Raw genomic sequence first — 17,313 nt, 5'->3', positions numbered from 1 at the left:
AACGTCCGGGGGAGCCATGGATGAATCACGACCAATCGGTGGACGGTCTGCCATTGAAGGCGCTCCCGTTCTCGGACTTGTACCTCGAGCCGGATGGAGCGTGGTTCAAGAACAGCCCGAGCGACAGAGAGCGGCGTGTGCTGGACCAACGCTCGCTCGATGAATCGCTCTCGTTGCGCCGACGCCTGCAGGAGCATCGCACCGGGCTCGACTTCCGGGCCGAGTGGGAAGGTATCGGCCTGCGCGTTCAACGCATCGAAACGCTCGAAGGCGACGTCTACATCTGTCGCCGGCTGCTCGACAGACCGATCGAATACGGCAAGCTCGGATATCCGCCGAGACTACTGGAAGCTTTACTTTCAGAGGCGTTTTCGCGCGGCGGCCTCGTGCTGTGGACCGGTGCTACCGGCGACGGCAAATCGATGAGCCAGGCATCGTGGATGATCGAGCGGCTACGGCGATACGGCGGCACGGCATGCACCATCGAGAACCCCGTCGAGATCGTACTCCAGGGCCGGCACGGCTCAGGTACCGTCGTCGGCACCTGTTATCAGACCGAAGTTCAGAACGATTCCGACTTCGGCCCGACCATCCATCGACTGCTGAGAGCCGCCCCCAACTTGATCATGCTCGGCGAGATCCGAACGCGAGAGGCGGCTGCGCAGGCAGTGCTCGCGGGAACGAGCGGCCACCTCGTTTCGTCGACGCTGCATGCCAACGATGTGCAAACCGCGCTCGAGCGCATGAAGAACATGGTTCGCGAATCGGGCCTCGAACAGGGCTTTATGGCCGATGCGTTGAGTGCGGTCATTCATCAAAGCATGAGGATCACGAACTATGGTGGCGTGGAGCGCCGGATTCTAACGGTGACGCCGCTCGTCGTTGCCAGCGCAACGAACGAGACGGCTATACGTGCCACGTTGCGCAAAGGCGACTTCTCGCAACTATCGTCGGAGATCGACCGTCAGCGCCGCATCGCCGCCGCATTGACTGAGTCGGGGAGACTGTAGATGGCCTTTCTTGTCCTCCCCGTGATGGTGGTGCTCTTTTACCTCGGCATGGCGATGGAGTTCAATCAATGGGCTCAAGCGGTGCCGGGAGCAGGCAAGCCCGGGCAGATGGTCAACGTCGCGACCGTCTCCGCTCAGCAAGCGGAGGTATTCGGCGCGGCGTGTCTGGATACCGCGACCGCTACGGCGGGCATGATCAGTTCGTCGATAACCGTCACCTTGCCGACCGGCGTCACGACGCCGGCCAACGCCGTCTGCATGACGACATCGGCTGGCGGTGGGACCCGCAACGTCTATGCCTATGCTCCCGCAGTGAGCGGTGAGGCCGGACAGGTCATGACCGACAGCGATTCGAGCGCCGCATGGTTTTTGGTGCCGAGGTCTGGCCGGGCTGTGGGCATCGTCAGCGGTCAGCCTTCCGCGATACCAGCCACGATCCCGGCCGGTTCATTGCTCGCATGGTTCCAGGTAAATCCATAAGGACTGCTCATGGATTCGATCGTCGCGTATACAGTCGCCCTGGTCCTATCGATGATGGGTGTGGTGGGCTTCGTGACCTGGGGCAAGGTCGGTGTCACGAACGTGCAGGCCGCCGCCACGGCGAGCGAGATGCTCACGTTCGATAAAGCCGCGGTGCAGTACGTGCAGGACAACGGTACGACCATCGCCGCATCGGCGACGACCACCACGCCGGTGACAATCACGACTGCGATGTTGATTGCGTCAAATTATCTGCCTCCGGGCTTTGCCGCGACGAATCCGTTCGGGCAAACGTGGGAACTGCAGGTCTTGCTGGCAGCCGGCGGCCACTTGCAATCGCTCGTGACATCGCAAGGCGGCAATGCCATATCGAACGTGCGGGAGCTCGTGCAAATCGCCGCGCAGGTCGGTGCCCAGGGAGGTTTCATTCCCTATGCGAACCAAGCAGGCGACGCCACGATGAGCCCGAGCAATGCCAATGGCGCCTATGGGGGATGGAAAGTGGCGATGACGAACTACGCGAATCCCGGCGCAGGACATTTGGCCTCGTTGCTCGATTTCATCGGCACGCCTTCGAATAACGGCTATTTGTACCGAGTCGCCGTTGCGGGGCAGCCGCAACTGAATGCCATGCAAACGGACCTGAGTCTTACTGATACGACTGACACGCCGCACAACATCAACGGCGTGGCGACGATCAACGCGACACAAGCCAATCTTGCCGGCGGGCCGAATGGCAGCCTCAACGTCGGCTCGACGCAATTTTATGGCGATAGTGCGAATACGGCGGTACGCCAATCGGGAGGGTTCTACGTTCAGACGCAGGACGGCTCGGGGGCGGCGAGCATCGACGAAGTGAACAACATCACTGCTATCGGCACCGTTAGCGCGCCGACCATGAACTTCAACACGACGGCTAACAATTGCTCGTGGGGCCAAGCGACGATGCGTGGCAACAACCAAATGTGGATCTGCAATGTGAATGGTAATTGGGTGTCGGTCAGTCAACTGATCGGCAACGTCTATACGACTCAGAAATACCTGGGTTACGAGGATGGTTGGGGCGTGGGCAAGCCGAATTGCGGGCCCGGCGGCACGGCTACCGCAACGATCGTTCCGCAGACTGCCGGGGTCAATGTCGCCGCCGACCCTCCATGGGAAACATCGCTCTATCGATTGAACGACGAAGGAACATGGTGGTATGTGCAGATCTCGTTGGAAGACGCCAATGGCAACTGGTACTCGGGAAACAATCTCGGGCTTACCGCGGAAGTCGACGCGCAATGCCAGTACGGCAACGAATGAAACGCTCGATCCATCAGTGCGCATGCATGTAATGACTGTCGTTTTGGCTTCAACCATTCTCTTGCTATATCGAAATGATTCACTCTTTCGAGATTCAAGTTCTGACTAAAGAAAACACGATGCCAATCTTGTACCTTGATCCGCTATCGCACCGTGTGCTGTATGCGACTTTGGAAGAGGAAAATGCACCGGTGCCAACAGAAGTCCTCCTCATTTCCAGCGACGGCAAGCGCCTCGCTTTGCCGCGCGATATGGCCTGCGCGCACGTTGACGATTCGGCCCTCCCCGCCGGCTTTCACGCGATGAACTGCAGCCGCTTCTTTCACCGCAACGGGATCGTCGTGAGTGAAGAGCAGCTCATCGACGAGCGACTGGCGTTGAAGTCGGTCAGCCCCGATGCCGAGCAGCGCATCCCACGCCATGTGGCTCCCCGCTCCGTCGACGACACGATGACCGCTGCGATGCAGTTACGCATCTTGCAGGCGCAAGCGGCTTTGCGCGGCGAGATGCCCGACGTCTATCCGATCGTCACGGCTCGCAGCGAAGCGCGCGGCATTGCGATCGGCGATGCCGCATTGGAGATACTCGATGCCGCGTATGCCGAAGTTGAAGCGGCCGAAATCGCGGCCGAGCATGGGGGTGAGCGATGACAATGACCGCGACGCAATGCCCACAGAGCTATCAAATACTGCGCTTCGACGATTTTTTGGCACCCGATGAAGCCGCGCGGACCATTCACGAAGTGGATGCTCTGCCGTGGACGTTCGGTTGGAAATCGAGCAAGCAAATGCCAGGCAGCCACTGGCATGTCGATTTCGACGGCGGCAATACCGGCAAGCAAGAGGAATCGATCGAAGCGCGTGTCGATCACCCGATCGCGCACCGGCTCTGGGCCCGCGCCTCGGGCGGGCCGATGTGCGGGCATACGCTCGTACGCGCTTATGCAAACGCGCACACCTACGGAGTAGGCGGCAATCCGCACTTGGATCGCAAGGAAGACGGCTATTGGACGATGGTGTACTACCCGCTGGAGGAATGGCAGCCGTCCTGGTGCGGCGAGACCGTCCTGTTCGACCATACCGGCGATATCGTCTATGCGAGCCTTCCGCGCCCCAATCGCGCGATCGTTTTCCCGGCGAACATGATGCACGCGGCCCGTGCCGTCGACCGCACATGCTATCGGTTGCGGACCTGTGTCGTGCTCAAAACGAAGGCTCCGAAATGATCGGCGATCTGAGAACAACGCTTCAGGCGGCTCGTGAGTTTCTGATCGAGCGTTCCGCCGCTAAGCGGTCTCATAGCGGAGCGACATTGCTTACGCATTTGTTCGGGACCGCCGACATTCTGATGCAGTGCGGCGCTAGCGAGGCGGTAGTGCTGGCGGGATTGTTTCATTCCGCGTATGGGACGGCTTCGTTTCGCGATGCCATATGCCAGTGGAGCGAGCGTCCTGCGCTGGTCGAGTTGATTGGCATCGATGCCGAACGATGGGTTTGGCTCTTTTGCCGGACGAACAACCGCGTACGTACGATTTCCGCTCGATTGAGGAACGAGGCCGTTCCTGTCGTCGATCGGGTAACCAATGAATCGCTCGAGATCGGACCATCGGATATCAACGCACTCGCATCGATCGAAATCGCGAACCTACTGGAGCAGAACTCGCTCGGCAATAGCTGGGAGTTGGCGGCACACGCTCGAGCGCTGGGGATGATCGGTCCTTATGGGTGCAGGCCCTTTCGATTGCGGCCGATCGACGAATTGCTTGGGGCAAGGGATGTCGGGTCTGAGGCTGCGATGAAGACGGAACGACTCTCGGGCGATGCGGTTCGAATCGAAATGCCAATTCATGCGTCAACTATCATTTAGGAGTGCGAATGATTCGTCGATCTCGTTCACGGCTCGCGTTGCTTGCGTCAGCGGCGCTTGTTCCGTCCATTCACGCTTCCTTGGCCGAGGCACAAGTCTACGCTTGCAGCGCAAACGGCTGCGGTTATGTCTCGACGCCCAATCCCACGTCACCCACTTGCCCCGCAGGGCAGACGTGGACATATACGGCGGGGCATTACGCTTGTTCGGGGACGTCGTCGCAGGGCGGATCTGGGCAAGGCGATTCGGGCGGTAGTGCGGTGTCTGATAGCGGCGACAGCGGAATGCGCGATGCGGATGGTCCCGCCGGCGCGGGAGACGCGGGAGACGCGGGCGATGGTGGAGACGGGGGAGATGGTGGAGACGGGGGAGATGGTGGAGACGGAGGGGATGGCGGTGTTTGACTCGGTGAGCGACTCAGAGCCACTCATTGCCACGACGTGCCACAGCACCAGCATGATGCATAGGAAATCGTCCTGAACCCATGTCGCGGTGCCTTCGGCGACAAAATGCAATCCATCCCGGCGAACCGCGCCGACTCTCTGTTTACTCACAAGGAGCACCCATGATTCATCGATCTCGCTCGCGGCTCGCATTGCTTGCGTCGGCAGCCCTCATTCCCTCCGTCTATGCACCGTTGGTAGAGGCGCAAGTCTACGCTTGCAACGCGAACGGGTGCGGCTATGTCTCGACGCCCAATCCCACGTCCCCCACTTGTCCCGCTGGGCAAACGTGGACGTATACGGCAGGGCACTACGCTTGTTCGGGGCCGCCGTCGCAGGGCGGCGATTCGAGCGGTGGTACCGGCGGGTTCACTCCGCGTGATGGAGATGGCCCCGGTCCTGGAGATGGCGGTGACGGCGGCTATTGAGCCGGCCCTGCATAAGACCGCAGAAGCAAGACATCGGCGGGACAGCTCGCCTATGTTTGAGCACCGTACGCGCGAAGGCCGAGTTCTCGAGGGAGTCGCTCTGTTCGGCACGTCGACGGCGCTCGTGGGCGTTTGTTCTTCTATAGTTTTCACGTGCCCGCCTATTCGATAAGCGGGCACGATACGTCCAAGCCCCTCAAGAGTGGTCGCTCAAGCCGCTACGGCTTTAGCGAGTAAGCAGTCAACTCCTCCGTCCATCCGTTATAGACCGTTGAACGAGTCGATGGATAAACGATGAGTTCGTGCCGAACGATCTGTTTGATCGCGGGGACATACCATAGAGTCATTTCCAGCGAACTATGCGCGTCGGAGCGTGCTGTCGAGAGGATATGCCAATTGCCGAAGCCTCGAACCTTGATAGCGTCAAACGTGCCCGCCGGAACGGTGATACGTTCGACACCTTCCACCGTCATGCGTGTGCTCCACTTGACTCTATTTCCCACCGAGTTCGTCACATCTTGATCAGTATCCCAACTCTTGCCTGGCGTCAGGGGAAAGCTCAAGTATCGCCCCGCCATGTGGCCCGGCGTTGACACGTCCGACCAGTCCCGTTCACGCTCCAAGGTTTTGGTTCGACCGGATTCGACGTCGCGGCGTTTCAAAGTGATATGGTCGGCGTCAACTGCGGTGACTGTCAGGGAATACTCGGTTCGACGCTCATTGTCGAACAGCCCCTTCGATTGGTATTCCCAATGATCCCCGACTTTAACGTCCGGCACATTACCTGATTGCGGATAGTCCGCAGCTCGTGCAGGAAGCATCGCCGTCGTGACCAGGAAGCTGACAGCTACTACAACCAATCCCTTTGAGTTCTTAAGCATTTTTTGTCTCCCAAGCTGTACTGACACGGATGGACAAGCCTTCTGGCCCGGCGGCTATTTCAGCGAATAAGCTGCTAATTCCTCTTCGGAACTGCTGATCGATCCGTGGCGCACCGGATAAGCAACGGTCTCGCGCCGAACGACTTGCTTCACCGACGGAACGTACCACAGCGTAACCTTAAATCCCGCATGCACCCCCGAATACGCCGGATTCATGTTTTGCCAGATTCCCTCACCAACGATTTTGACGGCATCGAAAGTACCTGCCGGCACTGTGACATGATCGACGCCTTGCACCGCCAAGTGGATATGTCGCTCGATCCGATTGCCAGCGGAGTTGATGACCGATTCGACCGTATCCCAACTCTTCCCCGGCGTCAGCGGAAAATTCAGGAATACTGCGGAGGCACCGCCGTCGGCCGACACAGCCGACCAATCACGTCCATACTGCGCAGTTTTCTTGTCACCGGATTTGCCCCAACTTTGCTCCACGGCGATATGATCGGAATCGACTGCGGTAACCGTCATTGCAAAGTCACTCGCGCCACCATCACCCAAAAGCCCCGCTCTCTTGTACTCCCAATGGTCCCCGACCTTGACGTCCGGTGTATCGGCCGTCTGCTGCGCATCCGCGGCATAAACCTCACCCGCCGTTACAGAGGACAGCAATGCTGCGATAAGGAGTAGGTTCCTAGTTTTCATTTTCATCTTGTTTTCTGATTTCGTTATAAAGTCATTAAATAATTTTCTTGCCCCGGCAAGAAAATGACCCTCGGGGGTCGACGCATAGCATACTCGATCGGGCGCAATTCTGAAACCCAATAGAATTGCGGCCTGTTACAGCATATTACATTCTCATTTCATTGCACCACTACCGCGCTTTCGCAGTTGATGCTTCAGTGGGTATCGCTTTCACCGCAGATATAGCTGCCACGTGCCCAGCGTGCGCTCAACCGGCGTTCTTCATCTGACTCAAGACCGGTAGCCCATAGCCTCGCTCCGCGAGCCATTGATCGACATACTGATCGTTCGCGCCCTCAACGCTGTTCAGCAGCGACGGATGAATGGCGCCACTGCCATCGAGACCGTAGATATTGAAATCACTCGATTCCGTCGAGCGTACTGCGTTGCGCGCATTGTTCGGTTGCACAGTCGTTGCGGTTTGGTTCGACGTCTCGGTCATGTGTCCGTCATGCGTCACCGTGCGTTCGGTGTAGCCGCCGTCTGCGCGAGTAGTCAGCTCGACGCTCGCTCCGCTGAAGTCCGTAAAGCGCGTTGTCTCGCCGCTTGGACCTTCTTCTTGCATCATTGACGCCGTCACCACCTTTTCATTTAAGCGCGGAACGCCGTAGCCAAACTTAGCGTCCTCAGTCCAGACCCGGTGACCATGGTCGTCCACTCCTTCCGTATGAATGACGACGGGTTTCGTAGGATCGAAGCGGCGCGATTCGGCTACGTCCGCGATGCTCATTCCCGAATTGCGCAAGAACTCCGTCCCGGCTTCCAATGACAATGCACCCAAACCGTTGTCGTAGCCACCGCCTATGTCGCAGTGATTGCCTGTGTATGGGAGAACCGTCACACCGGGTTGGCCGAAATAATCCGCGCCTCTGAATTCCGTACGGCGCTCGTCGAGCGCATGCACAACGGTGATGTTCCTCACGTTGGGGGCAAAGGCCAGGTTGCCATTCACGCCGGTGTCCACCGGGTCGTAAATGAGGCCGGCGGACACACCGACCTTGCCCGGAGGGATTAACACTTTGCCATTGTTCGGATCGACGAGACCGCGCTCCCATAGCAACTGAGAGAAGATCGCCGCCGATGCACCGCCTCGGCTGAAGCTCGTCATCATCGCGGTGACGGTGCCATGGGGGTGGTGTCCGAGCCATGCAGCGGCTTGAGCGCAGAAGTCGCCGTATGCCTTGTTTGCTGCGGCGATCGCCTGCCCTGTCACCTGGGCGGGTAGCCAAGACGATCCAGTTCGACTCCCCCTTGTCCCCGGACCAGGGTAATAGCCCACCCCCATGTTCGAATCGCCGCGCGCAGAGCGCTCCGCCTGAGCAAACAACTGCGCAACGTTCGTATCCTGGGGATTTCCCGACAGGGCTACATTATTCTTGTCATTGTTGGTGCCATCGAACGCAGCAAAGAAAACGAACTGGTCGGCGCCTGTAGCAGGATTGCCACTCGCAGCAATCACCGATGCCTGCTGACAGACGCGGGAAATCTCCTGTGCAGAAAGAACCTTGACCACGCTCATCTGTCACCCCGCCGTATCGCTGACATTCGATCTATCCGGATAGATCTGTATGATCTTCCGACTGCAATACTCAATGAATATCTGCTTCTGAGGTGGCGTGATCCTATAGGCTTGTTGGCTATCCGACGGGCAAAGGCCAGTCACTTTCTCGGGGGTGATCACATAGACCAAGAGATGCGAGCCGTCGATAACAAAATGAACCCGACAACCCGTTAAATCCTTAGGCAATCGATGCCGCAAATCGACACGATCTTCAAATACCTGCCCCGTCTTCCGGATACGCCACTTCACGTAAAGAAAGTCGCCGCGGAGCATAGGCCCGTTGACGATCGCCTGCTGCCCGACTTGGTGGAGCCGCAAAGCCTCTTCTGACGGTTTCACCCCCGGTTGACGCGAGTTTCCGTACTGGTAATCAAGCACCTCTGCGCCGGGACTATCGATCCACGTGTCAAATTCGAATGCATGATCTGGCATGTCAGACCCGACCGCACATGCGCCCAGCATCAACGTGGTCGCGACAACAAGACATTTCAGTCCGACAAAAATTTTAAGTTGCTTCAAGGAAGGACCTCGGAGGTAAATAGTTGCTCGTCCACCGTCACCACGAACGCCACACGTGGCACTACACATTCGAAAGCGAGATATGTTCGCAGTCCTAAGCGTTTTTGTACTGCATGGGAACTTTCGGCTGATACCCATTCGCATCGAGCCACTGCTCGGCGTAGGCGACGTTCGTGTCCCCCTTCAACGCAACCGGATCGACATTCCCATTCGCGTCGAGCCCCCAGATGTGAGGAAGACTTCCGCCGGCAACCGCAGCGTGCCGATCGTTCGCCGCATCGGTATTGGGCTGCACCCGCGCAGCAACGGGCTCCGCCTTCGTGGACCGGATTTCGAACGCTTTCAGAAGGTCACTCCCCGACGTACCGAGCTCAGTGACCTTCATGCCCCCAAGTGCCGTGCCAGTCACGTTCCGAAGCACCAAGGTGCTCCGGTGCGCCTCCAATGCTTTATCCGTACCGTACGCAAGCATCGGTAAGCCGACGAAGGGCAACTCGACTGCAGTGGCCACTCCCGCAACCATCAGTCCCTCTGTTTCCACAATCGGAGGACCGATCGGCAGTGATACTTGAACAGTGCCCGCCAACTGCTCACCGCCCGCCTTGTGAACGACATCGCCTTGGCTCGAAAAGTTATAGCTCGTGTATCGGCTTTGATCACCCTTGTGCGCGAGGTCGCCGATGCCCGGGGCATCGATCGACAAGGTGGTGATATGTACGTCGGCCGGCACCAGCGGGCCAGTGCTAGGGTCGTTCGCTGTGCTCAGCATCGCAGCCTGACCTTCGGCTTCCGCGCCGCCGAGAGAGTGGCCGGTCGTATATAGCGCACTCATCTTGACGCCCGCATCGCTCAAGATTGTCTGTGCCACTTGTAGCCCTCGCCTCGCAAACTCGTTTGCAATAGCCTGTGCGTCTCCAACCATGCCTACGGCGACGCCTGCATCCGTCGCCAAGTTAGTCATATTTTGCGTGCCGCGATTCGCGATGATGACCTCGCCGGTCTGTTGATTAACGTAGACTTGACCGTAGAAACCACACTTAGTCATCGCGCTAGACAGGCTGGGGTCACGCTTTACAATTTTCGAAAGCGATACCTCCAACCACTGCTTGCCCATCGTCGGCGCATCGCTGCCGCCGTAGGTCGCGACCGAAGCAGCGATAAGATCGTTGACCGTGGCAGAGGTTCTTGGCTGACTCATACGGAATTCCGTGGCATTTTGTTTTTGGTATTAGCCGCTCAATTAACGCTAAACAAAAACATCGAATGCTCGTCGCCGATCGCCAACCACTTACCGTCGGAACTGGCGGCGATGGCACCCAAATCGACATTTCCGCCCGTAAACCGCAACATAGGTTTTCCCGAAGCAGCATCCACGACTTCATTAGGCGTAGGCTCGCGATTCGGCATCGTCACGCCTCTTAGGTATAGCCATTTGCCGTCAGAGCTCACCGCCATACCCATCGCGCCCGGAGCGTCATCGTTGGCGAACGACTCGTAGTGACGAATAGCAAGCGTTGCCCCGTCGATCACGCGACCAGAATCTAGAAAGATTTGATTCGTTACGAAGTTCGGCTCCATTTCGGAGTCAACGGGAAATGCTATGTCTAACGGGAATTGAGGGTTACCCGTCCGTTCCCCCGCAAACCAAACGTCATGCGTTGGCGTCTTTCCCGCTGGATCGATCAGTCGAATCGCCGTGTCATATGGTCTGACTTCATGTCCGTTCACCGTTTTTCCACGTGAATCGGCAGTCTCGCCGACCGTGACCATAATCTTGTCATCGGCAGTCCACACGGCGGCACCAACCTCCAGCCCATCCACACCGATCTTCTGCTCCGCCCATGTCTTCGTGTCATAGACGTAGATCGTGGACGGGTCCCCGATAGGACCGAAAACAGTCAACATCTTCGTCCCATCCTTATTCAGCCGTGCCATCCCTCCCCTTGCGGGATTGTCGGGAAGCGCTTGCCCCGACATCGCATCCCACTGCGACCCTGCGCCAAACGTCACGACCTTCCCGCCGTGCAGCCATAGCAATCTCTCCCACGGAAGCGCGGCGTAGTTGTACTTGCAATGGATTCGCGCTTGTTCCTTATTGCCTTCCACGTCCCAAATCACGATATCGGTCGAACTCGCACCCGTTGCCTCGACGAGCCCGAGATAACGCCCGTCCGGACTGAAGCTCATCTTCTTGACGATAGGCGCAATCTTTCCCGTCACGGCCCCGAGCAACGGCACATGCCCCAGCGAAATCGTTCGCTCCAGCTTCGGCATCGGTGGCTTTCCAGTATCGGCCGCTATCGCATTCGTCACGCCCAGCACGCCTGTCATCGCGAGCAATACCCCCATTTCGCGCAACTTCATATCGGCCCTCGGTTCTTGATCTTAAATGGCTGAGAAATCGCGCGATTTTATCGCACAAACCTACTTGGCGAAATGTGGTCGTAGCAAGCTGCATTTGCGGCGCCACTGACAGAAGCTGGTCCATCGCACCACATCGACGCTGCTTGCATTTCCATTGCCAAAGCTTCAGCGGGCGACAATCCTTCGAGGTACGGTTCGATCCACGAATCGCCGGGCATGTGGGCGCCCGACCTTTTCGTGTAAGCGTACTCGTTCCATTGAATGAGGGCGAACTGGTCGACTTGTTCAAGCCAGGCGGCGTAACGCGGCACGCGCATGATGCGCGTCACGCCCGCAATCCGATATTGGAAGCACGCGGCATCCCTCTCATTCAGCTTTAAGATGGCGCCTTTGGCAAACGATTCGGCAGCGAGCGAGCGCCGCTCCCAAAACAAACGTTGAACAATCCCGCTGTAAACGATCACGCCTTCGACGACGTAAAGCGTCTTGAGCAGCTGCCCCTGGTCCTCCAGAGTCAGTTTGTCGATCAGCTCTACCGTCGAATGCTGGTCCAGGCATCCGCGTGAATGACTACCATTCATGTTGTTCTCCTGAACCACCGTATCCTTTCGCATCTGGCCTACGCCCCTGTCGAAAAAGGAGCCGAATGGCAAACGGCAACGTAGCTTGCCATTCGGCGCAACGAGGGTGAATACAGGCGATGGCCGGCATTGGTGGGGTCAACGATCGCGGCCGTCATCCTGATACGGAGCACGGGTTAGAGAGTTTTCGTATTCCGTATGATATATACGATACGTCATTTAGGACGCATGGTCAATTGAGATCGAAGTATGGAGACTCTAGCTGCGCCGCCGCTGCGCCAGGGTGTCGGTCAATCGCCATTTCACGGTTACTTCGTGCATGTCACGATGACAGCACCAGACGGCCTTGAAAGTTGCTCTGCTCATTTGGGACGCTTCCAAGATCACTGACGACGGCTCTCGTGCTGGTTATCGCGACTGCACTTACCCATTCACCGGATTGGTCAGCAACTCGAAGACCCGGCAGCTAGTAAAAAAAGATGACGTCTACACGGCCATAGGTTGGGCTGCAGACCGCGTCACCGGCCCCGTCGTAAGTCTGTACGAGGACTGCGATCGAGCCGACGTTGATCTGCGCTTGATTCGGCGTCCAGGAAGACGCGACCGACCCGTAGCCCGACGACGTGCTAGAAAACGCCTCCTTATTACCGTTGATTTCAAGAATGCACGTCCCGCCAGTGAATTGCGAGCAGCTTCCGTCCGCCGTAAGGAAAACGCCTGTCGTGCCGCCCGGGATAGGAACGGAAAGCGCTTGATTGCACGATGACGAAGGCACCCCAGGCGTGTTGCTATCAACCGCGTATTGCGAGGAACTCCGCAGCAGTCGCCACACATTGGATTGGCAAAACAATGGACCAGTTCCGGAGTTGGCGATAGCACCCGCTTGTTGGCACGCGCCATCCAAAGTTGCAGACGTCGTCGGCTGCAAGATCCCGCCCGTGATGTTTCCCGCCGTCAGTGGTGCTGCCGACGTTCCCGCAGCATTCATGATCTGCGTGCCCCCATCCGCGGCAAGCGTCAATTGCTGGTTCGTGCTCGCATAGGAAACCGATCCAGCGCCGATATCGACCGTCGGAGCGCTGCTGGCGTTTTGCACGTTCACGCCCTGAGCGTTGACGTTGCCCGCATGATCGATATCGTTCACGTTCATATCGAGCGCCGTTTCCATCTGATTGAGCTGAGACTGACCGGGCACCGCAACGCGATAGAGGTAATCGTTGTTCGACTGCACGTTGGTAAGGGTCAGCAGCGAAGCAAGGTGCCCGCTCCCAGGATTCGCATAGTTGGCAAGCAACAGCTTCCATCCCCCGTACGCACCCATCGCGGAAGCCGGGTTCATCGTCGCATCGCCAGCCTGGTTCGCATACGGCACGAAGCCACCTTGCGCCCCAGCTTGCGCGGCGATTTGCACCAGTTGCTTCGTGTCGGAAATAGGCGCGCCGTTTTGCGACGTAACCAGCGATTGCAACTGTCCGCCCACCGTTTTCAGCACCTGCAGTTGCCATGTTTGGCCAAACGGATTGGTGCCGGAGAACCCAGCGGGAAGGTAGCTACTCAAGTTCGCTGCGTTAAGCACGACCGGCACTGTTGTCGTGGCCTGCACTGCGAGCGCCGTAGCGTTGTCTTGGACGTACTGCTGCGCGGCTTGATCGAAGATAGCCATCTGGCTCGCGGTGGCAGCCGCCTTCACGTTCGTCACACCGATCTTCGCCCATGTGGCAAAGCCCGCAACGCCCATCATCGATAGCACTAGCGCTACCACGTACCCCACAACGGCATCCATCAGCTACCCCTTTCCCCCTCACCGCGCATTCGTCGCCTGCACGCGCTGCAACTGCGCCTCGAGCAACGGCCGCTCACCCGTGCGCTCCATCACCGCAAGGATCTGACTCAACAGCACCTCGATATGCTGCGATCTCTGATAACTCTGATAAGCCATATCCGCCATGAACGCAGTCGTATAAAGCTGCTCGCGCGCAAGTTTGGTCGGATCGGCCACCGCCCCCATTTCGATCTGCCAATACGGATTGCGCCAACGTCGCCCGGCCTCGAAGTCCTCGAGCTCCGCGAGGCTCATCGTCCCCGTGCTCTTGGCAACCGGCGATGCATTCGCATTGAAATACCGCTGCGCCGAATCGGAAGAGGAATTGATGTCGCTGATCAACTGCGCACTGCCAGGAAACGGCGCACGCGACGCGATCATGTTGTTGATCGTGTTTTCGGCCGACGTCTCGTTCGCCATGTACGCCTTCTGCATGGCGATGTATAGCTTGCCCACCTCGGTGCCCGCCTCGGCCTTCGTAATGTATTGCGGCGGCTCGGGGTCGATCGACATGCGTTCGTACGCGCGCGCCGCCTCGATCTCTCGCGAAGTGAACGTCAAGTCGACGTCCTTGCCCGGCATACCCGCGCCGCTATAAAGCGAATCGGCGTTCGCGTCGCCGTCCGGCATCGTCGAGGTCGAGCATCCGGGATACCCCAGCGCCACTTCGTTCGCATTGCAGTACGACGCCTCGTGAATCGTCGTGGATGCGCGGCGCGACGCCTCGGCCGAAGGCGCCGAGCTGTTCAGCGCTTTGGAAAGCGGGGCACTCGATACCGTCGCACCGCCCCCCGGCCGATAGCTCGACGCCGTCGTGTTGACGCTGTGCACGGCCTGCATCGCATAGTTGCTGCCCGACGTCGCGCAAGGATCGAGCGGCAGCTCCGTTTCTTGAAGCGTCATGTCGATCTCGTGCTGCTGCTCCGTTTGCGCCGTCATTTCACGCTGGGTATTGGCCGACATCACGCTACTGCCCGAATCCTTGGCCCCGATAGCCCCGATGTCACTGTCGATCTCGAGCAATGCCTCTTGCAACGTCGCGCCCAGCGCGCTAATAGCCCCGGTAATTTCCTGTCCGGTCGCCGTTACCGCGGCAACGACACAGCCGTCACACCCCGCATAGGCACTCGAGCTCACGGAAAGCCCGAACACGGCGAACAGCGCAGCGCGCGCGGCGATCGTCTTTCTCATTGAAACATCCTCGACATGGCGTTCATGACCGTCGATCCCCACCCGCTGCTCGATGAAGCCGACGACGACGTCACGCCCGAGAGCATGCCCGTGGATCCGCTCCCCTTGCTGACATTCGCGGCAATGCTGTTGATCTGCGCCTGAACCTGAGCCTGCGCCGATGCCATGGCCGATTGCGCCGTCGAGCGCGCTTGGTTCGCGAGCGATTGACAAGCGGCCTGCTCGATCTTGCTGAGCGCCGCCATTGCAACCGTACTGTTACCGATGTACTGCGTGGGTATCGCCTGAAAACCCTGCAAACAAGCCGTTTCGAGCTGGTTGAGCAGCGTCAGCGTCTGCATGTTCGTGTTGATGTTTGCCAGGCGCCGCGCCTGTTCCGCTTGTTGCGCGGCCTGCATCTGGGTTGCCATCGCGCATTGAGCCATCACCGGCTCGGCCGCCGTCGAGACGATCGCCGCGATCGACAATAGGCAGCCGATTTTGCGCATGCTCATGAAGCATTCCTCCCTGAATTGAGTCTCGCGCGAAATACCCACTAGCGCTTCATCCCGGGCTGAAAGCGCGGGGATACGCGATCGGCCTCCGCTTCCTTCAGCACGGGCTCCAACTTGTCCGTTGCCGAAGCGAGCCACTGTTGCGCGTGCGCAATGTTTTCCCGGCTCGGCAGCACGCCGATGTTCAGGTATCCCAACAAGCGAGCCGCATGGTTGCCGGAATTCTGCAGATCCCGCACTGCGTCGATGTTGTCGTCCAATGCCATGTGTAAGCCTCTATCTGTGTTCCGCGTCGATCTCTGCGCCCTTCATCGCGCGCCACCCACCGCGTGCTCGTATGCCTTCCAGCCCGAGCGCCGCGTCGCGGCTTCAATTGCCATCACCCGGGCCCGCCATTGCCGCAGCGCTCTTCTATTCGGGCTGCCGTCCGCCGACATGCTTGCCGCCAAGAACGAACGCGCCGCGGGATTCGATGCAGCTAGCGCGTTCACCGCTTCGATCTCGCGTAAGGAGGCCGGGCATGCATCCAGCAGACACGCCGCGACGGTCAAAACGATTAGGACTACGAAGAAAATTTCCCAGCATCCAAGCCGCAAACGTTTCATCTTTCTGGACCTCAACGCGCCAAACCGAATACCTGCCAACAAACCGTCAGCCCCGCGGCGCCGACTGTCCAAACGACGGCCACGAGCATCTGCATGGCGCGCGACACCGTCGCATCGTCAGCCATGCCGTGATAGAGCGCCTCGACGTGCTCGCAGATGAACAGCACGTGCGGAAAATGCCATTGCGATATAAGCGCGCAAAGCACGCTCCAAACCGCGAGCGCGCTCCAATACCTCACGGTGAAACGGCCTCGCATCGTCATGCCGCGCGTTCGTGAGAATCAGCGGCCGATCCCACCGCGCGCAGGCCCGGCATTTCCGTGCGCTGTTGCTCGGCCTGCGCATTGCCGTCCACCGCAATCACATTCGGCACGACGCGAACCAACACACCGTTGACGGTCGCCCCTTCTTTGATGGCGATCGTCGCGTATTCGATGTTGCCGTTGACGACCGCCGTTTCGAGCAGGACGACACGATCGGCGTAGATGTCCCCTTCCACTGTGCCCCCAACGACCGCGGTATGGGCACGCAGCACACCGTGAATGCCGCCCGTTGCACTGAGCACCACTTGGTGATCGCCGGTTTGCGTCACGTTGCCGCGCACGACGCACTGCAGGACGATGCTCTCTTCGATCTCGAGATCGCCGTTCAACTGTGCAGCCGCGGGCATGACGGTACCGATATCGGTCACCTTGGATCGGGTAGGCAATCCGTCGGGCAACGACTGCTGCGATTGTGGCTTCGGCGTGGAGTTGGGCGCAGCTTGCGCCGGCCGCGATGCAACACCGTGCTCGCTTCGAGGCTGCATTCCCATCGACTGAGAACGCATAGCCGGTTGTGCCGGGTGCGAGGGTGGCGGCGACTGAGATGCCTGAGGTGCTTGTACCGGCTGAGGACGTTTGGCCTGTACCGGCGCCGGCGTTTCCGCCGTTGCGTCGTTCACCGACTGCATCCGCACCGCTGGCACGGTCCGCTTTGCCAAGCCGATACCAAGCGCTACGCGCACAAGAATGCCGGGTTCG

Annotated in this window: 20 protein-coding genes; 7 read left to right on the top strand and 13 right to left on the bottom strand. The window is 58.9% G+C overall.

Going from position 1 to position 17,313, the window contains the following annotated elements:
* Positions 1 to 20: 20 nt before the first annotated feature.
* The 7 genes from J3485_RS21480 to J3485_RS21450 all read left to right on the top strand — a co-directional run bounded on the left by J3485_RS21480 (position 21) and on the right by J3485_RS21450 (position 5,532).
* Positions 21 to 1,010 (top strand): ATPase, T2SS/T4P/T4SS family, encoded by a 990-nt coding sequence (locus J3485_RS21480; RefSeq protein WP_206956342.1) that lies wholly within the window; start codon positions 21 to 23, stop codon positions 1,008 to 1,010.
* Positions 1,011 to 1,490, top strand: coding sequence for a hypothetical protein (locus J3485_RS21475; RefSeq protein WP_206956341.1), 480 nt, complete (start codon positions 1,011 to 1,013; stop codon positions 1,488 to 1,490). It abuts the gene before it with no gap.
* A gap of 9 nt (positions 1,491 to 1,499) precedes the next feature.
* The gene (gene pilV / locus J3485_RS21470; protein WP_206956340.1) at positions 1,500 to 2,795 is read left to right on the top strand and encodes a shufflon system plasmid conjugative transfer pilus tip adhesin PilV; all 1,296 of its coding nucleotides are present in this window, start codon (positions 1,500 to 1,502) and stop codon (positions 2,793 to 2,795) included.
* 191 nt (positions 2,796 to 2,986) lie between these two features.
* The gene (locus tag J3485_RS21465; protein WP_206956339.1) at positions 2,987 to 3,445 is read left to right on the top strand and encodes a hypothetical protein; all 459 of its coding nucleotides are present in this window, start codon (positions 2,987 to 2,989) and stop codon (positions 3,443 to 3,445) included.
* On the top strand, positions 3,442 to 4,020 hold the full coding sequence (locus J3485_RS21460) for a 2OG-Fe(II) oxygenase (RefSeq protein WP_206956338.1): 579 nt from the start codon (positions 3,442 to 3,444) through the stop codon (positions 4,018 to 4,020). The genes J3485_RS21465 and J3485_RS21460 overlap by 4 nt, the downstream gene beginning before the upstream one ends.
* On the top strand, positions 4,017 to 4,661 hold the full coding sequence (locus J3485_RS21455) for a DUF6817 domain-containing protein (protein WP_206956337.1): 645 nt from the start codon (positions 4,017 to 4,019) through the stop codon (positions 4,659 to 4,661). Before J3485_RS21460 ends, J3485_RS21455 begins: the two co-directional genes overlap by 4 nt.
* A gap of 565 nt (positions 4,662 to 5,226) precedes the next feature.
* A complete protein-coding gene (locus tag J3485_RS21450) occupies positions 5,227 to 5,532 on the top strand; it encodes a hypothetical protein (RefSeq protein ID WP_206956336.1) in 306 nt (101 codons plus the stop codon).
* Positions 5,533 to 5,750: 218 nt separating this feature from the next.
* Here J3485_RS21450 and J3485_RS21445 read toward each other — a convergent pair whose 3' ends face one another.
* The 13 genes from J3485_RS21445 to J3485_RS21385 form a co-directional block, all read right to left on the bottom strand.
* The gene (locus tag J3485_RS21445; protein WP_206956335.1) at positions 5,751 to 6,413 is read right to left on the bottom strand and encodes a hypothetical protein; all 663 of its coding nucleotides are present in this window, start codon (positions 6,411 to 6,413) and stop codon (positions 5,751 to 5,753) included.
* Positions 6,414 to 6,467: 54 nt separating this feature from the next.
* A complete protein-coding gene (locus J3485_RS21440) occupies positions 6,468 to 7,121 on the bottom strand; it encodes a hypothetical protein (RefSeq protein ID WP_206956334.1) in 654 nt (217 codons plus the stop codon).
* A gap of 241 nt (positions 7,122 to 7,362) precedes the next feature.
* Complete coding sequence (locus J3485_RS21435; protein ID WP_206956333.1) at positions 7,363 to 8,673, bottom strand: T6SS phospholipase effector Tle1-like catalytic domain-containing protein; 1,311 nt, start codon at positions 8,671 to 8,673, stop codon at positions 7,363 to 7,365.
* Between the two features lie 3 nt (positions 8,674 to 8,676).
* Positions 8,677 to 9,234, bottom strand: a complete 558-nt coding sequence (locus J3485_RS21430; protein ID WP_206956332.1) for a hypothetical protein — start codon at positions 9,232 to 9,234, stop codon at positions 8,677 to 8,679.
* A gap of 94 nt (positions 9,235 to 9,328) precedes the next feature.
* Entirely contained in the window at positions 9,329 to 10,432 is a 1,104-nt protein-coding gene (locus tag J3485_RS21425) for a lipase family protein (protein ID WP_206956331.1), read from the bottom strand.
* Between the two features lie 38 nt (positions 10,433 to 10,470).
* Entirely contained in the window at positions 10,471 to 11,598 is a 1,128-nt protein-coding gene (locus J3485_RS21420; RefSeq protein WP_206956330.1) for a WD40 repeat domain-containing protein, read from the bottom strand.
* A gap of 47 nt (positions 11,599 to 11,645) precedes the next feature.
* Positions 11,646 to 12,179, bottom strand: coding sequence for a hypothetical protein (locus tag J3485_RS21415; protein WP_206956329.1), 534 nt, complete (start codon positions 12,177 to 12,179; stop codon positions 11,646 to 11,648).
* Positions 12,180 to 12,645: 466 nt separating this feature from the next.
* Positions 12,646 to 13,962 carry a shufflon system plasmid conjugative transfer pilus tip adhesin PilV gene (pilV, locus tag J3485_RS21410; RefSeq protein WP_206956328.1) on the bottom strand — a complete coding sequence of 439 codons (1,317 nt, stop codon included), beginning with the start codon at positions 13,960 to 13,962 and terminating at the stop codon, positions 12,646 to 12,648.
* An 18-nt stretch (positions 13,963 to 13,980) separates the two neighbouring features.
* Entirely contained in the window at positions 13,981 to 15,192 is a 1,212-nt protein-coding gene (gene traW / locus J3485_RS21405) for a conjugal transfer protein TraW (RefSeq protein ID WP_206956327.1), read from the bottom strand.
* Positions 15,189 to 15,686, bottom strand: a complete 498-nt coding sequence (locus J3485_RS21400) for a hypothetical protein (RefSeq protein ID WP_206956326.1) — start codon at positions 15,684 to 15,686, stop codon at positions 15,189 to 15,191. Before J3485_RS21400 ends, traW begins: the two co-directional genes overlap by 4 nt.
* Positions 15,687 to 15,727: 41 nt before the next feature.
* Complete coding sequence (locus tag J3485_RS21395; RefSeq protein ID WP_206956325.1) at positions 15,728 to 15,952, bottom strand: hypothetical protein; 225 nt, start codon at positions 15,950 to 15,952, stop codon at positions 15,728 to 15,730.
* A 350-nt stretch (positions 15,953 to 16,302) separates the two neighbouring features.
* Positions 16,303 to 16,554, bottom strand: a complete 252-nt coding sequence (locus J3485_RS21390) for a hypothetical protein (RefSeq protein WP_206956324.1) — start codon at positions 16,552 to 16,554, stop codon at positions 16,303 to 16,305.
* The gene (locus J3485_RS21385; protein WP_206956323.1) at positions 16,551 to 16,982 is read right to left on the bottom strand and encodes a bactofilin family protein; all 432 of its coding nucleotides are present in this window, start codon (positions 16,980 to 16,982) and stop codon (positions 16,551 to 16,553) included. Before J3485_RS21385 ends, J3485_RS21390 begins: the two co-directional genes overlap by 4 nt.
* Between the last annotated feature and the right edge of the window lie 331 nt (positions 16,983 to 17,313).

Origin of the sequence: Trinickia acidisoli, assembly GCF_017315725.1 — a bacterium.
Classification (GTDB): domain Bacteria; phylum Pseudomonadota; class Gammaproteobacteria; order Burkholderiales; family Burkholderiaceae; genus Trinickia; species Trinickia acidisoli.
The sequence above is the reverse complement of the archived record's forward strand: the minus strand, read 5'-3'. Positions and strand labels throughout refer to the sequence as shown.

Bases quoted from the DNA above. Each gene is read 5' to 3' on its own strand.
- J3485_RS21480 (WP_206956342.1), top strand. From the start codon at position 21: ATGAATCACGACCAATCGGTGGACGGTCTGCCATTGAAGGCGCTCCCG.
- J3485_RS21475 (WP_206956341.1), top strand. From the start codon at position 1,011: ATGGCCTTTCTTGTCCTCCCCGTGATGGTGGTGCTCTTTTACCTCGGC.
- pilV (WP_206956340.1), top strand. From the start codon at position 1,500: ATGGATTCGATCGTCGCGTATACAGTCGCCCTGGTCCTATCGATGATG.
- J3485_RS21460 (WP_206956338.1), top strand. From the start codon at position 3,442: ATGACAATGACCGCGACGCAATGCCCACAGAGCTATCAAATACTGCGC.
- J3485_RS21455 (WP_206956337.1), top strand. From the start codon at position 4,017: ATGATCGGCGATCTGAGAACAACGCTTCAGGCGGCTCGTGAGTTTCTG.
- J3485_RS21450 (WP_206956336.1), top strand. From the start codon at position 5,227: ATGATTCATCGATCTCGCTCGCGGCTCGCATTGCTTGCGTCGGCAGCC.
- J3485_RS21445 (WP_206956335.1), bottom strand. From the start codon at position 6,413: ATGCTTAAGAACTCAAAGGGATTGGTTGTAGTAGCTGTCAGCTTCCTG.
- J3485_RS21440 (WP_206956334.1), bottom strand. From the start codon at position 7,121: ATGAAAATGAAAACTAGGAACCTACTCCTTATCGCAGCATTGCTGTCC.
- J3485_RS21435 (WP_206956333.1), bottom strand. From the start codon at position 8,673: ATGAGCGTGGTCAAGGTTCTTTCTGCACAGGAGATTTCCCGCGTCTGT.
- J3485_RS21425 (WP_206956331.1), bottom strand. From the start codon at position 10,432: ATGAGTCAGCCAAGAACCTCTGCCACGGTCAACGATCTTATCGCTGCT.
- J3485_RS21420 (WP_206956330.1), bottom strand. From the start codon at position 11,598: ATGAAGTTGCGCGAAATGGGGGTATTGCTCGCGATGACAGGCGTGCTG.
- J3485_RS21415 (WP_206956329.1), bottom strand. From the start codon at position 12,179: ATGAATGGTAGTCATTCACGCGGATGCCTGGACCAGCATTCGACGGTA.
- pilV (WP_206956328.1), bottom strand. From the start codon at position 13,962: ATGGATGCCGTTGTGGGGTACGTGGTAGCGCTAGTGCTATCGATGATG.
- traW (WP_206956327.1), bottom strand. From the start codon at position 15,192: ATGAGAAAGACGATCGCCGCGCGCGCTGCGCTGTTCGCCGTGTTCGGG.
- J3485_RS21400 (WP_206956326.1), bottom strand. From the start codon at position 15,686: ATGAGCATGCGCAAAATCGGCTGCCTATTGTCGATCGCGGCGATCGTC.
- J3485_RS21395 (WP_206956325.1), bottom strand. From the start codon at position 15,952: ATGGCATTGGACGACAACATCGACGCAGTGCGGGATCTGCAGAATTCC.
- J3485_RS21390 (WP_206956324.1), bottom strand. From the start codon at position 16,554: ATGACGATGCGAGGCCGTTTCACCGTGAGGTATTGGAGCGCGCTCGCG.